The organism is Amycolatopsis sp. 505 (assembly GCF_031625235.1).
Taxonomy (GTDB): Bacteria; Actinomycetota; Actinomycetes; order Mycobacteriales; family Pseudonocardiaceae; genus Amycolatopsis.
Map to the genome: position 1 here is coordinate 130,306 of NZ_JACKQP010000007.1, position 21,653 is coordinate 151,958.

General features: G+C 71.8%; 20 protein-coding genes. 7 read left to right on the plus strand and 13 right to left on the minus strand.

From position 1 onward, the window contains the following. Positions 1 to 34: 34 nt before the first annotated feature. From H5965_RS25595 to H5965_RS25615, 5 genes are all read right to left on the minus strand, one after another. Positions 35 to 1,417: an OFA family MFS transporter gene (locus tag H5965_RS25595; RefSeq protein WP_310972791.1), complete on the minus strand. Its 1,383-nt coding sequence runs from the start codon at positions 1,415 to 1,417 to the stop codon at positions 35 to 37. Positions 1,418 to 1,468: 51 nt separating this feature from the next. Then, a complete protein-coding gene (locus H5965_RS25600; RefSeq protein ID WP_310972792.1) occupies positions 1,469 to 2,848 on the minus strand; it encodes an OFA family MFS transporter in 1,380 nt (459 codons plus the stop codon). Positions 2,849 to 2,952: 104 nt separating this feature from the next. Further along, complete coding sequence (locus H5965_RS25605; protein ID WP_310972793.1) at positions 2,953 to 5,079, minus strand: acetate--CoA ligase family protein; 2,127 nt, start codon at positions 5,077 to 5,079, stop codon at positions 2,953 to 2,955. 1 nt (position 5,080) lies between these two features. Next, entirely contained in the window at positions 5,081 to 6,310 is a 1,230-nt protein-coding gene (gene frc, locus H5965_RS25610) for a formyl-CoA transferase (RefSeq protein ID WP_310973213.1), read from the minus strand. 14 nt (positions 6,311 to 6,324) lie between these two features. Beyond that, positions 6,325 to 8,055 carry a thiamine pyrophosphate-binding protein gene (locus tag H5965_RS25615; protein ID WP_310972794.1) on the minus strand — a complete coding sequence of 577 codons (1,731 nt, stop codon included), beginning with the start codon at positions 8,053 to 8,055 and terminating at the stop codon, positions 6,325 to 6,327. Positions 8,056 to 8,302: 247 nt separating this feature from the next. Between H5965_RS25615 and sucC the strand changes: the two genes are divergently transcribed. From sucC to H5965_RS25630, 3 genes are read left to right on the plus strand one after another with little or no spacing between them, the layout of a single operon-like run. Next, positions 8,303 to 9,448: an ADP-forming succinate--CoA ligase subunit beta gene (sucC, locus tag H5965_RS25620; RefSeq protein ID WP_310972795.1), complete on the plus strand. Its 1,146-nt coding sequence runs from the start codon at positions 8,303 to 8,305 to the stop codon at positions 9,446 to 9,448. A 3-nt stretch (positions 9,449 to 9,451) separates the two neighbouring features. After that, the gene (gene sucD, locus H5965_RS25625; RefSeq protein ID WP_310972796.1) at positions 9,452 to 10,333 is read left to right on the plus strand and encodes a succinate--CoA ligase subunit alpha; all 882 of its coding nucleotides are present in this window, start codon (positions 9,452 to 9,454) and stop codon (positions 10,331 to 10,333) included. Beyond that, entirely contained in the window at positions 10,333 to 11,136 is an 804-nt protein-coding gene (locus H5965_RS25630; RefSeq protein WP_310972797.1) for a LysR family transcriptional regulator, read from the plus strand. Before sucD ends, H5965_RS25630 begins: the two co-directional genes overlap by 1 nt. Here the strand turns inward: H5965_RS25630 and fdhD are convergent. From fdhD to H5965_RS25645, 3 genes are all read right to left on the minus strand, one after another. Beyond that, the gene (fdhD, locus tag H5965_RS25635) at positions 11,124 to 11,957 is read right to left on the minus strand and encodes a formate dehydrogenase accessory sulfurtransferase FdhD (protein WP_310972798.1); all 834 of its coding nucleotides are present in this window, start codon (positions 11,955 to 11,957) and stop codon (positions 11,124 to 11,126) included. The genes H5965_RS25630 and fdhD overlap by 13 nt on opposite strands. 1 nt (position 11,958) lies before the next feature. Next, a complete protein-coding gene (locus H5965_RS25640; protein ID WP_310972799.1) occupies positions 11,959 to 13,275 on the minus strand; it encodes an OFA family MFS transporter in 1,317 nt (438 codons plus the stop codon). A gap of 414 nt (positions 13,276 to 13,689) precedes the next feature. Further along, positions 13,690 to 14,100: an Lsr2 family protein gene (locus H5965_RS25645; RefSeq protein WP_310972800.1), complete on the minus strand. Its 411-nt coding sequence runs from the start codon at positions 14,098 to 14,100 to the stop codon at positions 13,690 to 13,692. 217 nt (positions 14,101 to 14,317) lie between these two features. Here H5965_RS25645 and H5965_RS25650 point away from each other — a divergent pair, with 217 nt between their 5' ends. Beyond that, positions 14,318 to 15,199, plus strand: a complete 882-nt coding sequence (locus H5965_RS25650) for an SAM-dependent methyltransferase (RefSeq protein ID WP_310972801.1) — start codon at positions 14,318 to 14,320, stop codon at positions 15,197 to 15,199. A 4-nt stretch (positions 15,200 to 15,203) separates the two neighbouring features. Here the strand turns inward: H5965_RS25650 and dinB are convergent, their stop codons facing one another. Next, positions 15,204 to 16,394, minus strand: a complete 1,191-nt coding sequence (gene dinB / locus H5965_RS25655) for a DNA polymerase IV (RefSeq protein WP_310972802.1) — start codon at positions 16,392 to 16,394, stop codon at positions 15,204 to 15,206. 154 nt (positions 16,395 to 16,548) lie between these two features. Here dinB and H5965_RS25660 point away from each other — a divergent pair, with 154 nt between their 5' ends. Together H5965_RS25660 and H5965_RS25665 are read left to right on the plus strand one after the other, a co-directional pair. Continuing rightward, positions 16,549 to 16,968 (plus strand): hypothetical protein, encoded by a 420-nt coding sequence (locus H5965_RS25660; protein WP_310972803.1) that lies wholly within the window; start codon positions 16,549 to 16,551, stop codon positions 16,966 to 16,968. Positions 16,969 to 16,984: 16 nt separating this feature from the next. Next, positions 16,985 to 17,497, plus strand: a complete 513-nt coding sequence (locus tag H5965_RS25665) for a 2'-5' RNA ligase family protein (protein ID WP_310972804.1) — start codon at positions 16,985 to 16,987, stop codon at positions 17,495 to 17,497. Positions 17,498 to 17,503: 6 nt separating this feature from the next. Here the strand turns inward: H5965_RS25665 and H5965_RS25670 are convergent, their stop codons facing one another. The 4 genes from H5965_RS25670 to H5965_RS25685 all read right to left on the minus strand — a co-directional run bounded on the left by H5965_RS25670 (position 17,504) and on the right by H5965_RS25685 (position 21,197). Then, positions 17,504 to 18,583, minus strand: a complete 1,080-nt coding sequence (locus H5965_RS25670) for a hypothetical protein (protein WP_310972805.1) — start codon at positions 18,581 to 18,583, stop codon at positions 17,504 to 17,506. Positions 18,584 to 18,592: 9 nt separating this feature from the next. After that, positions 18,593 to 19,171 (minus strand): hypothetical protein, encoded by a 579-nt coding sequence (locus tag H5965_RS25675; protein ID WP_310972806.1) that lies wholly within the window; start codon positions 19,169 to 19,171, stop codon positions 18,593 to 18,595. 32 nt (positions 19,172 to 19,203) lie between these two features. After that, complete coding sequence (locus H5965_RS25680; protein WP_310972807.1) at positions 19,204 to 19,638, minus strand: XRE family transcriptional regulator; 435 nt, start codon at positions 19,636 to 19,638, stop codon at positions 19,204 to 19,206. A gap of 752 nt (positions 19,639 to 20,390) precedes the next feature. Beyond that, a complete protein-coding gene (locus H5965_RS25685) occupies positions 20,391 to 21,197 on the minus strand; it encodes a helix-turn-helix domain-containing protein (protein ID WP_396136952.1) in 807 nt (268 codons plus the stop codon). 76 nt (positions 21,198 to 21,273) lie between these two features. On the opposite strand from H5965_RS25685, the gene H5965_RS25690 reads away from it, so the two are divergent. After that, complete coding sequence (locus tag H5965_RS25690) at positions 21,274 to 21,624, plus strand: VOC family protein (RefSeq protein WP_310972809.1); 351 nt, start codon at positions 21,274 to 21,276, stop codon at positions 21,622 to 21,624. The last annotated feature ends 29 nt before the right edge of the window (positions 21,625 to 21,653 follow it).

The window sequence follows — 21,653 nt, forward strand, 5'->3', positions numbered from 1 at the left end:
CGCGGCACCCGGGGGCGCCGGCTCCCCGGAGGGATCAGCTGTCGGCCGCAGCCGACGGCCGGCGCGCCACCAGCTCGGTTTCGGCGAGCTGGTGGCGCTTCCGGCCGGGCTGGCGCAGGAACAGCGTCAGCACCGCCGAAAGGAGCGCGATGCCTCCGGCGAGGAGGTACGCGCCCGTGTAGCCCCACACGCTGATGACCCCGGCGGCGAGCCCGCCGCCGCCGACGCCGCCGACCAGCTTCGCGCTGTACACCAGCCCGTAGTTCGACGCGTTGTTGTTCTCGCCGAAGTAGTCCGGCACCAGCGCCGCGAACAGCGGGTAGAACGCGCCACCGCCGAACCCGGTCAGGAACGCGAACACCATGAACAGCACCAGGTTGTGCGTGTTCCCGGCGTACAGCACGCCGAACTGCGCGACGGCCGCGATCACCAGCACCAGCGTCAGCGTCTGCCGCCGCCCGAGCTTGTCGGACGCCCAGCCGACGACCGCGCGGCCGGTGCCGTTCACGACCGCCAGGACCCCGGCCGACGAAGCGGCGACGAACGCGCCGAAGTGGCTCACCTTCGCGAACGGCACCTGGAAGTTGATGCCGAACAGCGACACCCCGCCGATGATCACCAGACACACCCACATCAGCGGCAGCATCCCGGTCCGGACGGCTTCCATCGGCGAGAACTGCTTCACCGCGGGCGGGTTCTTGGCCAGTCCCCCGGTCGCGGACTTCCGGTCGCGGACCCAGGTGAGCGGGTCGACGTCCTTCGGCCACCAGCTCTTCGGCGGGTCCTTGAACAGGAACCCGCAGACCCCGACGGCGATGAGCATGTACACGCCCATGACGTCGAGGATCGTCGAATAGTTGGCCGGGGTGAGGAAGGCGGCGAACACGTAGATGAACGGGACGGCACCGTAGGCGAACCCGCCGTTGACGAACCCCGTCCGTGCCCCGCGCTTCTCGGGGTACCACTTGCCGACCATGTTGACGCAGGTCGCGTACACCAGCCCCGCGCCGATCCCGCCCAGCACCGAGTAGCCGGCGAACGCCAGCACCAGGTTGCCGCTGTGGGAAATGGTGAAGTAGCCGATCGCGCTGCACGCGGCGCCGGCGAGCATGGCCGTCCTCGCCGACACGATGTTCTTCTCCCGCAGGCGCCCGGCCGGGAACGCGACTCCGGCCTGGAACACCGCCCAGATGCTGGCCAGCCAGAACGCGTCCGACAGCGTCCAGCCGTACTTCTCTTCCAGGGTGCCTTCGACCGCACCCCAGCCGTACTCGAAGACGCTGACCGCCATCATGGCGATCCAGGGCAGCCACACCATCCAGCTGCGTGAGCGTCCCATGATGTCGTGCGGGGTCTCGCCGACCCGGTACACCCGGCCGTTCTCGTCGACGATCTCCTGGTATTGCGCTGTGGTCATGAGAAATCTCTTTCGTCCGCGCCGATTTCGGTCCTTCCGTTCTGCCGGACGTCAGCCGGTGGCGGGCCGCGCGACGAGCTCGGTTTCGGCGAGCCCGGAGCGCATCCCGCCGGGCTTGCGGCCCGGCTGGCGCAGGAACAGGGCGAGACCGGCGGCGAGCAGGCTCGTCCCGGCGGCCAGGTAGAAGGCCGCGCCGTAGCCCCACCCGTCGATGACCAGCTTCCCGAGGCCCGCGCCCACGATCCCCGAAACGAGCTTCGAGCTGTAGACGAGGCCGTAGTTGCTGGCGTTGTTGTTCTCGCCGAAGTAGTCGGCGGTGAGCGCGGCGAACAGCGGGAAGATCGCCCCGCCGCCGAACCCGGACACCATCGACGCCAGCAGGAACAGCGGCATGCTGCCGATCGAGCCGGACAGGTACACCGCGACCTGGGCCAGCCCCAGCACCACGCAGACCAGCAGCAGCGTCTGCCGCCGCCCGTAGCGGTCGGAGATCCAGCCGATCACGCCGCGGCCGGCGCCGTTGATGACCGCCTTGAGGCTCATGGCCAGCGCGACGATGCCGCCCGCGAAGCCCATCTCCTTGCCGAACGGGACCTGCGCGGAGATGCCGAAGATGTTGACCCCCGCCGTGCACAGCAGGCAGATCCACATCAGCGGCAGCATGCCGGTCTTCAGCGCCTCCCGCGGCGTGAACTGCTTGACCGCGGGCGGGTTCTTCGCCAGCGACCGGCGCACGCGCGGGTCGTCCGGCACCTTCAGCGGGTCGACGTGCGCCGGCCACCAGTTCTTCGGCGGGTCGCGGAAGAAGAACCCGCTGACCGCGACGGCCGCGGCCAGGAACAGCCCGACCGCGGGCAGGATGGTGCCGTAGTTGCCCAGGTCGAGGTAGTTCGTGAAGATGAAGATGAACGGGACCGAGCCGTAGGCGAACCCGCCGTTGACGAAGCCGGTCTTCCCGCCCTTGCGCTCCGGGTACCACTTGCCGACCATGTTGATGCAGGTCGCGTAGACGAACCCGGCCCCGCCGCCACCGAACAGGCCGAAGCCGAGGTAGGCCCAGAAGACGCTCGGCGCGTAGGCCAGCGCCAGGTACCCGAGCACGGTGCCCGCGGCGCCCAGCAGCATCGCCGACCGGGCCGACAGCCGGCCGCTCTCCCGCATCTTGCCCGCGGGGAAGGCGACCGCGGCCTGGAAGAACACCCAGACGGCCAGCAGCCAGAAGATGTGCGCGCCGTGCCAGCCGTGCGCCGAGGACAGCGTGTCCTCGGCCGAAGTGAACGCGTATTCCGAAGAACTGATGGCCATCATGGCCACCCAGGGCAGGACGACCATCGTCCACCGTGGCCGGCCCATGATGTCCCGGTCGGTCTCACCGACCCGGTAGACTCTTCCGTTCTTGTCGGTGATCTCCTGGTACGTGGCTGCGGTCATAAGAGTTCTCTTTCGTCACCATTGACTCATGTCCCTCTGTTTGCCGTCGTGCGGTGGGATCTTCGTCCTTTCCTGGTGAGTGGGCCAGCCCCTGTGGAGGATGTTCAGAGCAGGCCCGCGGCCCGCGCCCAGCGGTATTTCGCGCCGAGCACGGCCACGGGCTTTTCGGTCGTGTACGGGTAGGCGACGATGCCATGTTCGTACAGGTAGTGACTGGCTTCTTCGACTTCGACGTCTCCGGAAAGCGATGCGACGACGGGCTTGTGAACACCCTTCGCCCGGTACTCCCCGACCACTTCGGACACCAGTTCCGCGAACACCATCGGCGGGGTGACGATGGTGTGCCAGTAGCCGAGGATCAGGGCGTGGATGCGGTCGTCCTCCAGGCCCAGCGCGATCGTGTTGCGGTAGGTCGAGGGCGGTTCGCCGCCGGTGATGTCCACCGGGTTGCCGGCCGCGCCGAACGGCGGGATGAACTTCCGGAACGCCGTGTCGAGGTCCGGCGGGATCGCCATCAGGTCGAGGCCGTGGTCGACGCAGGCGTCCGAGAGCAGCACGCCCGAGCCGCCGGCGCCGGTGATGATGACGACGTTCTCGCCCTGCGGCGTGGGCAGCAGCGGGATGCCGCGGGCGTACTCGAGCAGGTCGTTCAGCCCGGGCGCCCGGATCACGCCGCTCTGGCGGAGGATGTCGTCGTAGACCTTGTCGTTGCCGGCCAGCGCGCCGGTGTGCGAGCTCGCCGCCTTGGCGCCCTGGGACGTCCGGCCGGCCTTGAGCACCACGACCGGCTTGCGCCGCGAGACCCGCTTGGCCGTCTCCGCGAACGCGCGCCCGTCCTTGAGGTCCTCGAGGTGCATGGCGATGAGCTCGGTGTTCTCGTCGTGCTCGAAGAAGGTGAGCAGGTCGTCTTCGTCGATGTCGGCCTTGTTGCCTACGCCGACGATCGAGGAGACGCCCATCTTCGCCGAGCGGCTGAACCCGAGGATGGCCATCCCGATGCCACCGCTCTGGGACGACAGGGCCACACCGCCCTTGACGTCGTACGGCGTACAGAAGGTCGCCGACAGGTTCTCCGGCGTGTAGTAGTAGCCGTAGATGTTGGGACCGAGGATGCGCACGCCGTGCTTGCGGGCGATCGCGACGACCTCGTCCTGCAGCTCGACGTTGCCGGTCTCGCCGAAGCCGGACGGGATGAGGATCGCGCCGGCCACGCCCTTCTTCCCGGCTTCCTCGAGCGCCGCGGGGACGAACTTCGCCGGGATGGCGAACACCGCGACGTCGACGTCGCCGGGCACGTCGGTGATGCTCGGGTAGGCCTTGCGGTCGAGGATCTCGGCGGCCTTCGGGTTGATCGGGTGGATCTCGCCCGCGTACCCGCCGTTGACCAGGTTCTTCATCACCGAGTTGCCGATCTTCCCGGCTTCGGCCGACGCGCCGATCACCGCGACCGACGCCGGTTTCATGATCCGGTTCATCGCCGCGAGGATTTCCTCCTGGGTGAACCGGTGCGGCTCCTTCGCCGCGTCCGGGTCCACCAGGATCCGGACGTCGACCGCGGTGGCGCCCCGTGGGGTAGCGAGCACCGGGTTCAGGTCCACCTCCGACAGCTGCGGGAAGTCGGTGACCAGCTCGCCGAGGCCGGTGATCACCGCGGCGAGGGCGTCGCGGTCGACCGGATCCGCTCCGCGGACCCCCTTCAGGATTTCCGCCGCCCGGATACCGTCGATCATGGAGAGCGCTTCCCCGGAGGACGTCGGCGCGAGCCGGAAGGTGACGTCCTTGAGCACCTCGACCAGCACGCCGCCGAGGCCGAACGCGACGATCTTGCCGAACGTCGGGTCGGTGACCGAGCCGATGATCACCTCCTGGCCCTCGGTGAGCATCCGCTGCACCTGGACGCCGAGGATCCGCGCTTCGGCGTCGTAGGCCTTCGCGCTGTCGACGATCCGCGCGAAGCCCGCCCTCACCGCTTCGGCGTCGTTCAGGCCGACGAGCACGCCGCCGGCCTCGGTCTTGTGCAGGATGTCCGGCGAGACGATCTTGAGCACCACCGGCAGCCCGATGGCTTCGGCGTGGGCCACGGCTTCCTCGGCCGTGGTCGCCAGCCGCTCGGCCGGGGTCGGGATGCCGTAGGCCTCGCAGACCGCACGCCCCTCGGGCGCGGTCAGCGATGACCGGCCCTCGGCCGCCGCCCGCTCCAGGATCTTCTCGACCGCCGCGCGATCCGCCATGTCAGATCACCCCCGCCGCGCGGAACTTCTCGAGTTCCGCCTCGCTGTAGCCGAGTTCGGTCAGCACCTCGTCGTTGTGCTCGCCGAGCAGCGGCGACCGTTCGATCTCCACCGGCGAGTCGGACAGCTTGAGCGGGCAGCCGACGGTCTTGAAGCTGCCGCGCTCGGGGTGCGGGACCTCGACGACCGAGCCGAGCTCGGCCAGGGTCTCGTCCTCGATGAGCTCCTTCGTGGACAGGATCGGGCCGCACGGGATGTTGCAGGCGTTGAGCTTCTCCATCACTTCCCACTTGGTGTGCTTCTCGGTCCACTCCTCGACCAGCGCGAACATCTTGTCCAGTTTGGACAGCCGCACCTCGGGGGTGGACCACGCCGGGTCGTCGGCCAGTTCCGCCTTGCCGATCAGCCGGGCGAGCGGGGCCCAGCCGGGTGGCTGGACGATCACGTAGATGTAGTCGTTCGGCCCGCCGGGCGCGCACTTCACCGCCCAGCCCGGCTGGCCGCCGCCGGAGGCGTTGCCCGAGCGCGGGACCTCGGCGCCGAACTGGTCGTTCGGATACTCCCCCAGCGGGCCGTGGGCCAGCCGCTGCTGGTCGCGCAGCTTGACGCGGCACAGGTTGAGCACGGCGTCCTGCATGGCGACCTGGACGCGCTGGCCGCGGCCGGTGGAGGTCCGCTGGTACAGCGCGGCGAGGATGGCGGCCACCAGGTGGATGCCGGTGCCGGAGTCGCCGATCTGCGCGCCGGTCGCGGTCGGCGGCCCGTCCTCGAAGCCGGTGGTGCTCATCGCGCCGCCCATGGCCTGCGCAACCACTTCGTAGGCCTTGAAGTCGGCGTAGCGGCCGGGCCCGAACCCCTTGATGGAGGCGTAGACCAGCCGCGGGTTGAGCGCGGCCAGCTTCTCCCAGGGGTAGCCGAACCGGTCGACCACGCCGGGCCCGAAGTTCTCGACCAGGACGTCCACTCCGGACACGAGCCGTTCGAAGACCTCCTTGCCCTCGGCGCTCTTCATGTTGAGCGTGATGCTGCGCTTGTTGGCGTTCAGCATCGTGAAGTAGAGGCTGTCCACGCCCGGCAGGTCGCGCAGCTGCCCGCGGGTGATGTCGCCGCGGCCGGGGGTTTCGAGTTTGATCACGTCCGCGCCCAGCCAGGCGAGCAGCTGCGTCGACGACGGTCCGGACTGCACGTGGGTCATGTCGAGGACGCGGACGCCCTCCAGTGCCTTGCCCATGCTCTGGCCTCCGCTCACTTGTACATGGTCTGGTTCATGGTTCCGGGGGCGTACACGTCGGGATCGACCCAGACGTTGATCAGCGACGGCAGGCCGGACTCGCGCGCCCGCAGCAGCGCCGGCCCGATGTCGGCCGGGTCGCGGACCTCTTCGCCGTGGCCGCCGAGCATCCGCGCGAACTCGTCGTAGCGGACGTCGCCGAGGGTGTTGCCGACGCGCTCGCGCGGCAGGCCGTACTTCGCGGCCTGGCCGTAGCGGATCTGGTTCATCGAGGAGTTGTTGCCGACGATGCCGACGAACGGCAGGTTGAACCGCACGAGCGTCTCGAAGTCCCAGCCGGTGAGGCTGAAGGCGCCGTCCCCGAAGAGGGCGACGACTTCCTTGTCCGGACGCGCGTGCTTGGCGGCGAGGACGAACGGGATGCCGACGCCGAGCGTCCCGAGCGGACCCGGGTCCATCCAGTGTCCGGGCGACTTGGGCTGGACGACCTGGCCGGAGAAGGTGACGATGTCGCCGCCGTCGCCGATGTAGATCGAGTCCTCGGTGAGGAACTCGTTGATCTCGTGGACCAGCCGGTACGGGTGGATCGGGCTCGCGTCGGAGTGCTGCAGCGGCAACCGCTTCTGCTTCGCCTTCTCCTCCACGGCCTGGAGTTCTTCGAGCCAGGCCTTGCGGCCGACGGCGCCGTTGTCGGTGCGGCCGGACGCGGCCTCGGCGACGGCGGCGAGGACCTGGCCGGCGTCGCCGACGATGCCGAGGTCGATGTCGCGGTTCTTGCCGACCGTGCGGTAGTCGAGGTCGATCTGCACGACGGTGGCGTCCTTCGACAGCCGCTTGCCGTACCCCATCCGGAAGTCGAAGGGGGTGCCGACGATGACGATGACGTCGGCGTTGTCGAAGGCGTACCGGCGCGAGAGCTGGAAGTGGTGCGGGTCGCCGGGTGGGAGCGTGCCGCGGCCGGCGCCGTTCATGTACGCCGGGATGTTCAGGGTCCGGACCAGTTCGGTGGCCGGCCCGGTCGCGCGGGTGGTCCAGACCTGGCTGCCGAGCAGGATGGCCGGCTTCTTGGCGTGCACCAGCAGGTCGGCGAGCTTCTCGATGTCCGCGGGGTCGCCGGCGTTCTTCGTCGACGCCCGGTAGCGGCCCGCTTCGGGGATGCGCGCGTTCTCCAGGGGCACGCGGGCGTCGAGGACGTCCCGCGGGATCTCCAGGAAGGACGGACCGGGCGCACCGGCGTAGGCCTCGCGGAACGCCATGCTCACCAAGTCGGCGACGCGCGCGGTGTGCGGCACGGTGGCGGCGAACTTGGTGATCGGCGTCATCATGTCCACGTGCGGGAGGTCCTGCAGGGACCCCATCTTGTGCTGGGTCAGCGCACCCTGGCCGCCGATCAGCAGCATCGGGCTCTCGGCGCGCAGCGCGTTCGCGACCCCGGTGACGGCGTCGGTGGTGCCCGGCCCGGCGGTGACCACCGCGCAGCCGGGCTTGCCGGTGATCCGCGCGTAGCCGTCGGCCGCGTGCGCCGCGACCTGTTCGTGGCGGACGTCGATGACCTCGATGCCTTCGTCGACGCAGCCGTCGTAGATGTCGATGATGTGCCCGCCGCACAGGGTGAAGATCGTGTCGACCCCTTCGGCCTTCAGCGCCTTGGCCACCAGGTGGCCGCCGGATATCCCGGCGGGCGCGGCGCCGTTCGTCGCGGCGGCACTCTCCTCCGCGGTGGTGCCGGTCGTGGTCAGCGCCATGGCTCAACTCCTCTGGTCCGCCACCGGAGCTCTCTTGTCCGGCGGTGCGTGTCGCCTGATGTCCGAGGTCAGCGGCCCCTTCGCGGCAGACTGTAGATTGCATACCGTATGGGGTAGGCATATAGTCACTCTTCAAGCAGCCCGTGTCCAGGGCCATCCGCAGGGTTTTTCCGGACTCCGAACCGGCCCCCGCGGACCACCACTCCACGCCCTTCGCCCTGCCCCGCCGCGGAAAGGACGCTCCCGCATGGACCTCTTCGAACACGAAGCCCGCGACCTCTTCGACAAGCACGGCGTCCCGGTCCCCCGCGGCCGCGTCGCCGCCGATCCGGCCGAGGCCCGGGCCGCCGCGGTCGCCCTCGGCGGCCCGGTGGTGGTCAAGGCCCAGGTGAAGACCGGCGGCCGCGGCAAGGCGGGCGGCGTCCGCGTGGTGCGCACGGCCGACGACGCCGAGCAGGCCGCCGACGACATCCTCGGGATGGACATCAAGGGCCACACCGTGCACCGCGTCCTGGTCACCGAAGCGAGCGAGATCGCCGACGAGTACTACCTGTCCTTCCTGCTCGACCGCGCCGCGCGGACGTTCCTCGCGATGGCGTCGGCCGAAGGCGGGATGGAGATCGAGGAGGTCGCGGCCACCCGGCCGGACGCCCTGGTCCGCGTGCCGGTGAACCCCTGGGACGGCGTGGACGCAGCTGCCGTCGCGGCCGCGTTCCCCGCCGCTGTCCGCGGTGAAGCCGCCGACGTCGTCGAGAAGCTGTGGGACGTGTTCGTCGCCGAGGACTGCACGCTCGTCGAGGTCAACCCCCTGGCGCTGACGGCGACCGGGATCGTCGCGCTGGACGGCAAGATCACCCTGGACGACAACGCCTCCTTCCGCCGTTCCTCGTCGTTCGACGACACTTCGGACGGTGATCCGCTGGAGCGCTCCGCCCGCGCGAAGGGCCTCAACTACGTGAAGCTCGACGGCGACATCGGCGTCATCGGCAACGGCGCCGGGCTCGTGATGTCCACTTTGGACGTGGTGGCGGCGGCCGCGGCCGAGGCGGGCGCCCGCGGGCCGGCGAACTTCCTCGACATCGGCGGCGGGGCGTCGGCGCAGGTGATGGTCGACGGGCTGACCGTCATCCTCGGCGACCCGCAGGTGCGCAGCGTGTTCGTCAACGTCTTCGGCGGCATCACCGCGTGCGACGCGGTGGCGACCGGGATCGTGCGGTCACTCGAGATCCTCGGTGCGCGCGCCACCAAGCCCCTGGTCGTCCGGCTCGACGGGAACAACGTCGCCGAAGGCAGGCGGATCCTCGCCGAAGCCGCCCACCCCCTGGTCACCGTGGTGGCCACCATGGACGACGCCGCCCGCGAGGCGGCGAAGCTCGCGATCGCGGAGGTCTGAGTCGTGGCCGTCTTCCTGGACGAGAACAGCCGGATCGTCGTCTCCGGCATCACCGGTTCCGAGGGCGCGAAGCACACGCGGCGGATGCTGGCCGCCGGGACGAACGTCGTCGGCGGGGTGAACCCGCGCAAGGCCGGGCAGCGGGTGGAGTTCCCCGGCCGTTCGCTGCCCGTGTTCGGCAGCGTCGCGGAGTCGATGGCCTCGGCCGGCGCCGACGTCTGCGTGCTGTTCGTGCCGCCGCCGTTCGTGGCCGACGCCGTGGTCGAAGCGGTGGACGCGGGCATCGGGCTGGCGGTGGTGATCACCGAAGGCGTCCCCGTGCACGACAGCGCGCGGCTGTGGGCGCACGCCGTCGCGGCCGGCGGACGGACGCGGATCATCGGCCCGAACTGCCCGGGCATCATCTCCCCCGGCCGGTCGAACGCCGGGATCATCCCGGCCGACATCACCGGCCCGGGCCGGATCGGCCTGGTGTCGAAGTCCGGCACGCTGACCTACCAGCTCATGCACGAGCTGCGGGACATCGGCTTCTCGACCTGCGTGGGCATCGGCGGCGACCCGATCATCGGGACGACGCACATCGACGCGGTCGAGGCGTTCGAAAAGGACCCGGACACCGACCTGATCGTGCTGATCGGCGAGATCGGCGGCGACGCGGAAGAGCGGGCGGCGGAGTTCGTGCGCGCCCACGTGTCGAAGCCGGTCGTCGGGTACGTGGCGGGCTTCACCGCCCCGGAAGGCAAGACGATGGGCCACGCGGGCGCGATCGTCTCGGGCTCGGCGGGCACGGCCGCGGCGAAGAAAGAAGCCTTGGAGGCCGCGGGCATCCGGGTCGGGCGCACGCCGAGCGAGACGGCGGCGCTGGTCCGCGAGCTGCTGGGCTGATGGAGCTCCGCCAGCTGGCGGTGGTGGTGGCGGTCGCCGAGGAAGGCGGCTTCACGGCGGCTGCCCAGCGCCTGCGGACGGTCCAGTCGACGGTGTCCACAGTGGTCCGGGCGCTCGAGCGGGATCTGGGCACGCCGCTGTTCCACCGCACGACGCACCGGGTGGTCCTGACGCCCGCGGGCGAGGCCTTCGTCCCCGCCGCGCGGGCGGCGTTGGAGGCGGCGGAACGGGCCCGGGCGGCCGTGTCCCCGGTGGCGGGCCGGGTGCGGCTGGGGGTTCGCCCGGGCTTGCTGGCCGACCTGCACCGGGTGCTGGCGCGGCTGCGGCAGGCGCACCCGGTCCTCGCGGTGGAGCTCCGCCAGCTGCGGGGCCGGCGGCCGGAGTCCCCTGTGGACGTCCTGGTGACCTGCGCCGGCGATGAACTCGCCGATTCAGCCGAAGTCACCACCCTGCTCCCCGCCGAAGAGCTGGTCCTGGCCACCGCACCCGGCGGCGCCCGCTCGGCCCCCGCCGACCTCTCCGCGGTCTCCCTCGTGGACTTCCCGCCCGGCTGGGCGATCCGCGAAGCCGTCGACCGCGCCTTCCCCCACCGCCGGATCTCGCTCGAAGTCGACGATCTCGCCGTCGCCGCCGGGCTGGTGCGGGCCGGGCTCGCCGCCTGCGTCCTGCCTGGTTCCGCCGCCGCGCGGTTTCCGGAGCTCACCGTGCGGCGGTTCGAACGGCCCGTGCCGTGGCAGCTCGCCGCCGGGCACCGGGCCGAGGCCGGCCCCGCCGTGGCCGCCGTCCTCGCTCAGCTCGGCTGAAGACCGAGGCGGTCCGGTCGCGTGTAGACGTTCATCGACGTCCCGCGCAGGAACCCCACGAGCGTCAGGCCGAGCTCGGCGGCCAGGTCCACCGCCAGCGACGACGGCGCCGACACCGCGGCCAGCAGCGGAATCCCGGCCATCACCGCCTTCTGCACGAGCTCGAACGACGCCCGCCCGCTCACCATCAGCGCGGTCCCGGACAGCGGCAGCACGCCGTCCCGGGTCGCCCAGCCGACGACCTTGTCCACCGCATTGTGCCGTCCGACGTCCTCGCGCAGGCACAGCAGCTTCCCGTCGGCGTCGAACAGTCCCGCCGCGTGGAGGCCGCCGGTCCGGTCGAAGACTCGTTGGGCCGCGCGGAGTTCGTCCGGCAGCGAGACGAGGGTCGCCGGGTCGGTGACCAGGGAGTCGTCGGCGACCGGCCAGGTGACCGTGGTGCGTACGGCGTCCAAGCTCGCCTTGCCGCACAGGCCGCACGAGGACGTCGTGTAGAAGTTGCGTTCCACCGACGCGTCCGGCGGGGCGACTCCGTCGGCGAGCACGACGTCGAGGACATTGTACGTGTTGCCGCCGTCTGCCGTGGCGCCGGCGCAATAGCGGATCGACCGGATGTCCGCCGCCGCGCGGACCACGCCCTCGCCGACCAGGAAGCCGGCGGCGAGGTCGAAGTCGTCGCCCGGGGTGCGCATGGTGATCGTCAGCGGCCGGCCGGCGACCCGGATCTCGAGGGGTTCCTCGACCGTCAGCGTGTCCGGCCGCGCGGTGTGCCGTCCGTCGTGGACGCGCAGCACCCGCCGCCTGCTCGTCATGCGCCCCACGTCAGGCCGCCGGCAGCAGCGACTGGGGCCGGCCCGGCTGGGTCAGCCGCCCGGACAGCACCGCGCCGGCCAGGCTCAGCACGCCGGCCGCGAAGAACCCCAGCTCCGTCGCGACGAGCGTGGCCAGGCCGATCCCGACCGCCGCGCCGACGGCCTTGGCGCTGTAGAGGATCCCGAAGTTCTGCGCCGCCGATTCCTCGCCGAAGTACTCGCGCACCAGGCCGACGAGCAGCGTGTAGCAGCAGCCGTTGCCGAGGCCGGCCAGCACGACACCCAGCAGCAGGCCGACAGCGTGCCGGTGGCCACCGGAGTACAGCAGCACGAACTGGGCGACGCCGCCGGCGAGCAGGGCGAAGCGCAGGATCCGGTGCCGGCCGAGCCGGTCGGCGAGCCGTCCGATGAGGACACGACCGCTGCCGGTGGCCGCGGCGAGCAGCGCCAGGGCGGCCGCGGCGAGCCCGGGTCCGCTGCGTGTGGCGGTGTACGTCGTCAGGTAGGCCAGGTCGAAGAGCAGCACGGCGGCCGCGAGGACGACCACGAGGTACAGCGAAAGCGTCGTCCCGCACCGGAACAGTTCCGCCGGCCGGTAGTGCCGGACGGCCGGACGCCGGTTGTGCGCCCGGTCGAGGGCCCAGGCCCGCGGTTCGGGCGTGGCGGGCCACCAGTTCCGCGGCGGATACCGCAGCAGCGTCGCGCACCCGGCGATGACGACGAGCACGACCGCGGCGGTGACGTCCAAGAGGACCGGGCGTGCGGCCGGCAGCCCGGCGGCGAGCACGACGAAGGGAACGCTGCCGTAGGCGAAGGCCCCGCTCACGATGCCGGCGCGGGGGCCGGTGCCGTCCGGGAACCAGGCGAGCACCGCGCCGACGCACGTGGCGTACACGATGCCGGTGCCGAGCCCGCCGAGCACGGAGTAGCCGAGAAAGACGGTGGTCAGGCTGGTGGCGTGGCCGAGCGTCACGAGCCCGGCGGCGCACAGGACCGCGCCGGCGGCCATCGCCGCGGGCGCGGGAAACAGGCCGCGTTCCCGGAGCCACGCCACCGGGAACGCGGCTCCGGCCTGGCAGATGGCCCACACCGCGAGGGAGAGGACGACGCCGCCGAACGACCAGCCGGGCGTCCGGCTCAGCGACGGCACGATCGCGCCGAAGCCGTACTGCTGAACCCCGGCGGCGAGCATGGCCGCCGCGGCGAGCCAGGTGATCCACGACCGTGGCCGGCCGAGCAGCTCCCGGTCGGACTCGCCGACGCGGTACCGCCGTCCGTAGACGTCCCGGAGTTCGCGCACCTCGCTCATGGCGACCGCCTCCCGCAAACTGAAGATTGTATGCAGTATGGAGTAACCTGAGTGTGCGCTTGCTGAGCTCGGATGTCTACCGGAGGGGGTGGGCGGCGCCCGGATGGCCGAGTGCGGCTGTCACACCGCGAAGGGAAGGCGGCCCGGTGGCCATCGAGGGAGGAGGCGGCCACCGGACCGGTGCTCCACCGCGGTACCGGCCGCGCGGAGCACTGACAGTCTGGCCATCGGAGCCGCTTTCCGACAAGCTTTTCGTCGCGCGCCCGGCGGGGCGATGCCCGTTCGGCGGCGTCGAGACCGGCATAACGTCCACTTCGAACCGAACGCGTGACCGTGTGACACCAAGGGGATACCGACCGCCACCTCGATCAGGGGCGGCCTACCGGCCGGACGGCACCCGACGGCGCCGCCCAGCCGGAGCGGACACAGCCTTCAAGACTTCTTGCGCGTCGCTCGCTTGCGCGCCGGCTTGGCGTCGGCCGGCTCGGCCGCCGCGGCCTGGTCGGCCTCGAAGCCGGCGATGATCTCGCTGGACAGCCGGCCGCGCTCGGCGACCTCGTAGCCGTTCGCCTGGGCCCATTCGCGGATCTGCCGGTTGCGCTCGCGGTCGGTGCCCGAGCCGGACGCGCCGCCCAGCGACTGGCCGGTCGCGAGGCGGACCTTGCGGCCGCCGATGCGCCGCGCGGCGGCGACGTAGCGAGCCAGTTCGTCCCGCAGCGCGGAGGCGTTCTCCTCGGACAGGTCGATCTCGTACGTCACGCCGTCGAGGCTGAAGGGGACGGTCTGCGAAGCCTCGCTGCCGTCGAGGTCGTCCACCATCTGGACCTGGACCCGTTGCGCCATGATTCGTCGTTCCTCATCTTCTCCAGAACACGGTCGGACTGACCCTAACGTGTCGAATCAGGCCCGGCACGCGCGACACCCGGAAGCGTCCACAATGGCCGCTGCGGCGAACGGGTCGTCCGCGTCCAGAGTGACCGCAACCGAGCCGAAATGCTCGTCATCTTGTCTGCAATTCAATTTTGTGATATGCTCGAAATCGAATCGGTACCGTGGCGGCATGAACCTTGCCAAGCTTTCCGCTAATGCTCCCCGCGCCAGCCGGACCGCCTTCACGGCCGCCGCGGCGCGTGCGGCACATTTGCTCGTCGACACCGAACCGTACATCTTCTCCGACACCTTCGCGGCGCGCCTGCTCGGGGGCCGTGCCGAGGAACTCCTGGCCTACCACCGGCTCCACGGTACCCACCCGATCCTGGCCGGTGCCCGCGCCGAAGCGGTCTGCCGGAGCCGGTTCGCCGAAGCGCGCCTGATGCGCGGCAATTCCGGTATAGACCAGTATGTGATTCTCGGCGCCGGGCTCGATTCGTTCGCGTATCGGACCACGGCGCGACGATTCCGGGTGTTCGAGGTCGACCATCCGGCGACCCAGTCGGCCAAACGGGAACTGCTGGCCGCCGCCGGCGTCGCCGAACCGGCTTCGGTCACCTTCGTCCCGGTCGACTTCGAAGCCGAACCGCTGCGGGAACGGCTCGTCCAGAGTGGACTCGACCCGTTTCGCCCCGTGTTCGTCAGCTGGCTCGGTGTCACCATGTACCTGACCCGAACGGCGATTGCCGCGGCTTTGCGGAAGCTCGGCGGATTCGCGCCGGGATCGGAAATCGTGGCTGATCACCTGCTGCCCGCGGAACTGCGCGACGCGGCCGGGAACGCCTACGCCGAAGCCGTCGGGCCGGTGGTCGCCGAGCAGGGTGAACCGTGGCACACCTTCCTCTCCCCCGCGGCCTTGGCCGAGCTCTTGCGCGACGCCGGTTTCGACGTCGTCGAACAGGCGGGACAGCGGGAGAGCGTCGACGCGCGGTGGTGGCGCCGCACCGATGCGCTGCGGCCCGCCGCGCTTTCCGCGCTGACGCACGCGCGCATTCCGGGCCGGCCCGGCTGACGCCTCAGTCCGGGAGCATCGGCATTTCGAGGTCGTCCGGACGGCCGAGCAGCACCGCGCGGGTGACGGCGGCCTTCCCGAAGCGGTCGCGCACCGCGTCCAATGCGGTGTCGAGCTCGGTCGCCCGCTGCCGTTCGAACGGCAACGCCGGCTGGAACGGGTTGTCGTCGGCCAGGTTGGACAGCGCCGCGCCCAGCAGGGTGATCCCGCGGTCGGCGATCAAGGGCAGCGCGGCGACGAGCAGTTCGCGGGCGGCGTCGAGCAGCACGCCGGTGCCGGCGGTCGGGTCGGTGAGCGTGTGCGAGCGGGTGGCGCGCGAGAAGTCGGCGAACCGCAGCCGGATCGTCACGGTCCGGCAGACGCGGCGGGCGGCGCGCAGCCGGCGGGCGATCCGGTCGACGAGCGCCACCAGCACGACGTCGAGCTCGGCCGGGGTCCGCCTGCCGCGCCCGAGGGCCCGCTGGGCGCCGATCGAGCGCCGCCGCACCCCGATCTCGACCCGGCGCGGGTCTTCGTTGTGCGCCAGGTCGTGCAGGTGCGCCCCGGCGCCCCGGCCGAGCAGCCCGACGAGGTCGACGTGCTCGGACGCGGCCAGCTGGCCGACGGTGGTGATCCCGCGCGCCCGCAGCTTCTCGGCGGTGACCTTGCCGACGCCCCAGAGCGCCGAAACCGGCAGCGGGTGCAGGAACTCGAGCTCGCCGTCGTGCGGGACGACGAGCAGGCCGTCGGGCTTGGCGACCCGGCTGGCGACCTTGGCGAGGAACTTCGTCCGCGCCACCCCGACGGTGATCGGCAGCCCGGCCCGCTCGGCGACGGCCGCGCGCAGCCGTTCGGCGACGTGGCTCGGCCGCCCGCCGATCCTGCTCAACCCTCCGACGTCGAGGAACGCCTCGTCGATCGAGATGCCTTCGACCCACGGTGTGGTGTCGTGGAAGACGTCGAACACCGCCCGGCTGGCGGCCACGTACGCGGACATGCGCGGGCGAACGACGACGGCGTGCGGGCACAGCCGGCGGGCCTGCGCGCCGCCCATCGCGGTGCGCACGCCATAGGCCTTGGCCTCGTAACTCGCGGCGAGCACGACCCCGCCGCCGACGATCACGGGCCGGCCCTTGAGCGCCGGATCGTCGCGCTGTTCGACGGAGGCGTAGAACGAGTCGAGGTCGGCGTGCAGGATGGGCCCCTCGTCGGTCATAGAACATATGTTCGCATATCCGCGCGCCGAAGTCCGCTCGTCCGCCTGCCGCGGGTGACGTGCCGCCGGTCGAAGTCCGCGTTTCTCCGGTTGCCGGTGTTCTGTCGCCCCGCTCACACTCGAGGCAGCGAACGACCCGGAGACTGGGGGCGACATGACCGACAAGTGCCGATGCGGCGACCACCACGCGTGGGCCACATCGAGCCCGGAAGACCGCCCGGCGGCACCGCGCCATCCCCTGCTGGCGGCCACGCTGGCGCAGGAGGACGGGGTGGAGGACGCCGGCGGCCTGGATCCGACGGACCGCGTGACGTGCCGGACGCACCGCCGCTGGCTCCACGACTGCGTGGCCTCACCGGTGCACACGAACCCGGCGATCGGGTACCGCTGGTGCCGTCGTTGCGATCACCAAGCCCTGGTCGCGGTCGACGAGCTCGCGGGCGAGGTGGCGATCCGGTGCGGACTGTGCGGGGAGGTCCCGCACAGCCGGGCCAACCAGGAGCTGGTGGCGTTGTGCCGGCGAAGCTTGGCGCTGGCGCGTTCGGGCCGCTTCCCGGAGGCGGCGGTCGCCTGAGTGCCATGATGCACGGGTGCCTTCCGTCGGAACCACCGCGCTCGTGATGGTGTTGCCCGCTGCCGAGCCGGCGCTGGCCGTGGCCCGGCGGGTCGACCCCGGATTGGTCCGTCCCGGCTTGCACGCCCACGTGACGGCGCTGTACCCCTTCTTGCCGGACGCGTCGCTGACCGGCTCGGTCCGGGCGGAGGTCCGCTCACTGGCGGCCGCCGTGTCTCCCCCGGACGTGAAGCTGGCGGACCTGGTCGTGGCGCCGGGTTTCGTGGCCCTTGCCGCTCCGGACTTGCAGCCTGTTGCCGATGCGGTTTGTGCCCGGTGGCCTTCGGTGCTGCCTTACGGGGGCCGGTTCGGTCCGCGCCCCGCCGCGCACTTGACCGTCGCGATGGGCGGCTCGGACGAGACGCTCGCCCAGGTCGCCGCCGGAGTACGGCCGCTGCTGCCGCTGACCGATCGTGCCGAGGGGCTGCAACTGGTGGCGCTGACCGAGCGAGGCTGGGAGCTGCGGCTGGAGGCACCGTTCGGCGGGTGACGCCGGTCACCGGCCGGTGGCTCCGGGCGCCGGTGTCCCCTCCAGGCTCCGGTAGGCGCGGGCGATGGCGCGCAGGCGGGCGACGTCCGCGGCGAACGGTTCCGCTGCCGCGGTGGGCGGCTCGGTCTCGGACGGCTCGTCCGGGAGGTCGCGCACCAGCCTGGCCGCCGTCGCGGGTGGGACGTCCGGGGTCACGCCCGCGAGGATCAAGCCGTCGTTGGTCTCGCTCATCGCCGTCAGCAGGCGCTCTCGGCGGGACTCCCCCGCCGGATCGATGCGCGTGATCTCCGGGAACCGCCGCGTCAGGTGGGCGCGCAAGGGCCGGAGCAGGCGGAGCGTCCGGGCGTCGCGGCGCGCGGCCACCAAGCCGGGCACCGCCGGGATCGTCAGGCCCACCACGATCAGCAGCACCGACACCGCCGGGAACCCCACGTCCAGAGCGCACGGCAGCGTCGAGAACGGCCCGCGGCACAGCGCCTTGACCGGGTGCTCGGCCTGCAGCGCGCGAAGGGTCCCGACCACCTTCCCGGCCAGGTAGGCGACCGCGAAGCCCGACGCCAGCAGCAACAGCGCCAGCCCGGCACGCAGCGCACCCCCGCTCGCCCGGATCGTCACCGCCGCCATGAAACCGATGTCGAGGACCGCGAAGCCCAGGTAGACCGTGTAGGTGAAGACGTAGACCACCAGCGTCGGGTGGGTGCGGTACAGGTCGTCGAACACGCCGATGCCGCGCGGCAGGTCCGGGGTGCTGAAGAACGTCACCACGAGCACCGTCAGCGCGACGCCGAGCGCGACGAGCCGGGTGCGGCGGCCGCGGTCGCGGGTGCCGCTGATCTCCGCGACCGTCAGGCCGATGCCGTACGCCGCGACCATCGTCGCCAGGTTCGACAACAGCCGGCCGAGGCTCGGGTAGAGCTCGCTCTCGAACTGCTGGGCCCGGTTCGACAGGAAGCAGAACGCCGCGCCCAGCGCGATGAGCGAGACGGCCAAGCCCGCGCCCGCGCCGGTGCGCCGGGCGCGGGCCGCGCGCCAGATTCCGGCGAACAGCGCGAAGAGCCCGACCCCGACGAAAAGTATGTCGATCACGGAACGCGACTATCCCAGGAGTGCCGCCAGCCGCCTAGCCTGGTCCGCCGCTCGGCCGGACGCGCCCGGCTGAACGGCGGGTGGCTCGCTCGTCGCCGCGCTCATCAGCAGGACGGCGATCAGCTCGGCTTCGTACTCGTCGGTCCCGGTCGTGACGCGCGTGAGCAGGTGCGACAACGCCCGCGGCGCCAGGTCCGGGGCGAGCTCGGCGGCTTCGGCCTCCGACATCAGGCAGGTCCCGGTGTGCGCGCACAGCATGTGGGCGAGCTCGTGGGCGATGATGTGGTCCTGGTGCAGCGCCGACGTGTGCTCGGTGTAGGCGATCAGGTCGTAGTCCGGGCGGGCCTGCCACGCGCCGGACGGCTGGCCCGGCCGGTAGGCGATCGGGACGAGGTCGATCTCGCGGCCGCGCCACCGCTCGAGGCCGTCGACCCAGGCGTTCATCGACCACGGCCGCGGCAGCGGGACGGCGGCGAGCACCGTCCGCACGCGCTCGCGTGCCCGGTCGCGGAGGGCCGGCAGGCCGGGCTCGTCGATGGGTCCTCCCTGGTCACCGGGCGCCAGCCGGGTGCACCGGGGCGCGAACACGGACCGGGTCATCGTAGCCGAGCCGGCGGCGGTCACTCCGGTTTCCGCCGCCGGCCGGTGCGCCGGCGGGTGTCGTCGTAGCTGCTGAGCTGGTCCAGCAGCGCCGTGACGGTCTCCCGGTCGCGCGGCGAGAGCCGCATGGCTCGTTGCGCGAGGTTCCGCGCCTCGTCGTCGCGCCAGGCGACGACGTCCTCGACCTGCTGGTCGACCTGGCCGGCGACGCCGTCGTCGAAGAAGTACGTGACGGGCACGCCGAAGAACTGGGCGAGCGCCTGGATGTGCGAGCGCTTGGGGTCCTTGCGCGCGCCGACGGCGAGCTGCTGGACGTGCGTGGCCGACATCGTGACGCCGGTCTGCTCGGCGACGCCGTGCGCGATCTCCCGGTAGGAGTACGGCTTGCGGTCCGGCGGGTGCACGGTCGCGATCAGGTGCGCCAGCCGTTCGGCGAAACTGCGCTCTTCGCTCACCACACACCACCTGCAGACATGAAACGTGACACCGGTCAGCGTAGCTGTTCCGAAAACTTGACACATCCTGTGCCGGAAAGACTACGATACGCCTGTCCGGTGTTTCGGAAACGTGACACCGGCCCGGGGTGGCGCAGCGGCCCACGGGTGACTCACGTGGCCGCTGGGGGTGGCCACGCGCCTAACCCACCCGCCGCGCCGCCCCGCTTCGTGTCCGGGGCGGCCCGCTTGCGACGCGGCCGGGCCACGGGGGTTCGCGGGGTGTCGCGCATTGTGCGGACCAGGGCCGCCCGGCCGAAGTGATCGCCCACCTTGGCGCAGTGGGGCCCCGCGGATGCGCGCTGTGGGGCCCGGCGGCCGCACGTTGCGCGACCGGCGACCGGCGACCGGCGGCCGCAGGTTGCGGGAGCCCGGCGGCTGCCACGTTTCGACGACCGGCGACCGCACGTTGCGCGACCGGCGGCCGCAGGTTGCGGGAGCCCGGCGACCGCACGTTTCGGCGACCGGCGACCGCACGTTGCGCGACCGGCGACCGCACGTTGCGGCGACCGGCGACCGCAGGTTGCGGGACCCTGGCGGCTGAACGACAGCGCACCGAGCGCATCTCCCCGGGCCAGGCCTCACCCCGCCCGATCAGCGCACCGAGCGCAGCTCTCCACCCGGCAGCACCCCGCCCGACCATCCACCCGCAGATCCTCGAACCGGCCTCACCCGGGCCGACCACCGCACCCCGCAGATCCCCGACCGCGGCCTCACCCCGCCAACAGCCGGCGCACCGCGCCCGGTGGCGCCCCCGCGTGCTCGCGCACCGTCCGGGTCAAGTGCGCCTGGTCGGCGAACCCCAGCTCGGCCGCCAGCCTCGCCAGCTCCCGCTCCCCCGCCTCCAACCTCTCCAGCGCGCGGCCGACCCGGACCCGATTCCGGTACCGCGTCAGCGAAACTCCCACCTCCCTCGGGAACGCCCGGCTCAACCGGTACGGCGACACCCCCAGCGACTCCGCCAGTGAAAACAACCCCGCCGCCGACGGGTCGTCCGCCACGATCGCCTCGCGGGCTCGGGCCACCAACGCGCCGTCGCCTGCCGAAGACCGCCGCGGTGATCGCCCGATCGCCCCTCCCACCAACACCAGGAGCTGCTCCGCCAGCGCGTAGTCCGGGTCGGCCGCCGACGCCACCACGCGTCGGTGGGCCAGCTCGAGCGCGCCGTCCACGTACACCGCCGGTGGCAACTCCCTCTCTCCCGCGAGGCGGTGCCACAACGGCGACCCGAACTCCACCGACGTGCAGACGTCTCCGCCCGCCGGGTGTGCGAAACGCTCTTCGTCGCCCGGGGCCGCCAGGTACGCCGCCGTCGGGTCGGCGTCCGCCGTCCGTCCGCGGACCCGGCGGCGGAACCGGCCTCGGCGCACGAGCACCATCCGGTGGCCGGACGACACCTCCGCCGGCGACCAGCCGGTGTGGTCGTCGGCGCACCGGACCACGCTCACCGAGTACCCGGCGCCGGCCACGACTTCGACTGCTTCACGCACGTCCCGGACGGTACGCCGGGGGTACGACAGTTTCCGGCCCGCAAGGATCTTCAAGACCGCACCGGGTGACGGCGGGCAGGCTGCCGCACGACGAAAGGAGTCATCCGTGCCCGCAGAACTCACCACCGTCGTCCTCGACTGCGCCGATCCGGCCGCGCTCTCCGCCTTCTACGGCAAGGCGCTCGGCTGGGAAGTCACCTACGAAGACGAAGACACCGTCCAGCTCGGCGGCGGCCCGGTCGGCCTCGGCTTCCAGCGCGTCGCGGGCTACCGCGGCCCCGGCTGGCCGGACGACGCCAAGCACGCCCACCTCGACCTCCGGGTCGGCGACCTCGCCACCGCCACCGAGGAGTTCCTGGCGCTCGGTGCCACCAAGCCGGACTTCCAGCCCGGCGGCGGCGACTGGGTCGTCCTGCAGGACCCCGAGGGGCACCTCTTCTGCCTCTCCGAAGGGTGACGCCGTGGTGGTCCCCTGCACTGGGGGGC

Coding starts and splice junctions, on each gene's coding strand:
- H5965_RS25595 (WP_310972791.1), bottom strand. CDS start 1,417: ATGACCACAGCGCAATACCAGGAGATCGTCGACGAGAACGGCCGGGTG.
- H5965_RS25600 (WP_310972792.1), bottom strand. CDS start 2,848: ATGACCGCAGCCACGTACCAGGAGATCACCGACAAGAACGGAAGAGTC.
- H5965_RS25605 (WP_310972793.1), bottom strand. CDS start 5,079: ATGGCGGATCGCGCGGCGGTCGAGAAGATCCTGGAGCGGGCGGCGGCC.
- frc (WP_310973213.1), bottom strand. CDS start 6,310: ATGGGCAAGGCACTGGAGGGCGTCCGCGTCCTCGACATGACCCACGTG.
- H5965_RS25615 (WP_310972794.1), bottom strand. CDS start 8,055: ATGGCGCTGACCACGACCGGCACCACCGCGGAGGAGAGTGCCGCCGCG.
- sucC (WP_310972795.1), top strand. CDS start 8,303: ATGGACCTCTTCGAACACGAAGCCCGCGACCTCTTCGACAAGCACGGC.
- H5965_RS25630 (WP_310972797.1), top strand. CDS start 10,333: ATGGAGCTCCGCCAGCTGGCGGTGGTGGTGGCGGTCGCCGAGGAAGGC.
- H5965_RS25645 (WP_310972800.1), bottom strand. CDS start 14,100: ATGGCGCAACGGGTCCAGGTCCAGATGGTGGACGACCTCGACGGCAGC.
- H5965_RS25650 (WP_310972801.1), top strand. CDS start 14,318: ATGAACCTTGCCAAGCTTTCCGCTAATGCTCCCCGCGCCAGCCGGACC.
- dinB (WP_310972802.1), bottom strand. CDS start 16,394: ATGACCGACGAGGGGCCCATCCTGCACGCCGACCTCGACTCGTTCTAC.
- H5965_RS25660 (WP_310972803.1), top strand. CDS start 16,549: ATGACCGACAAGTGCCGATGCGGCGACCACCACGCGTGGGCCACATCG.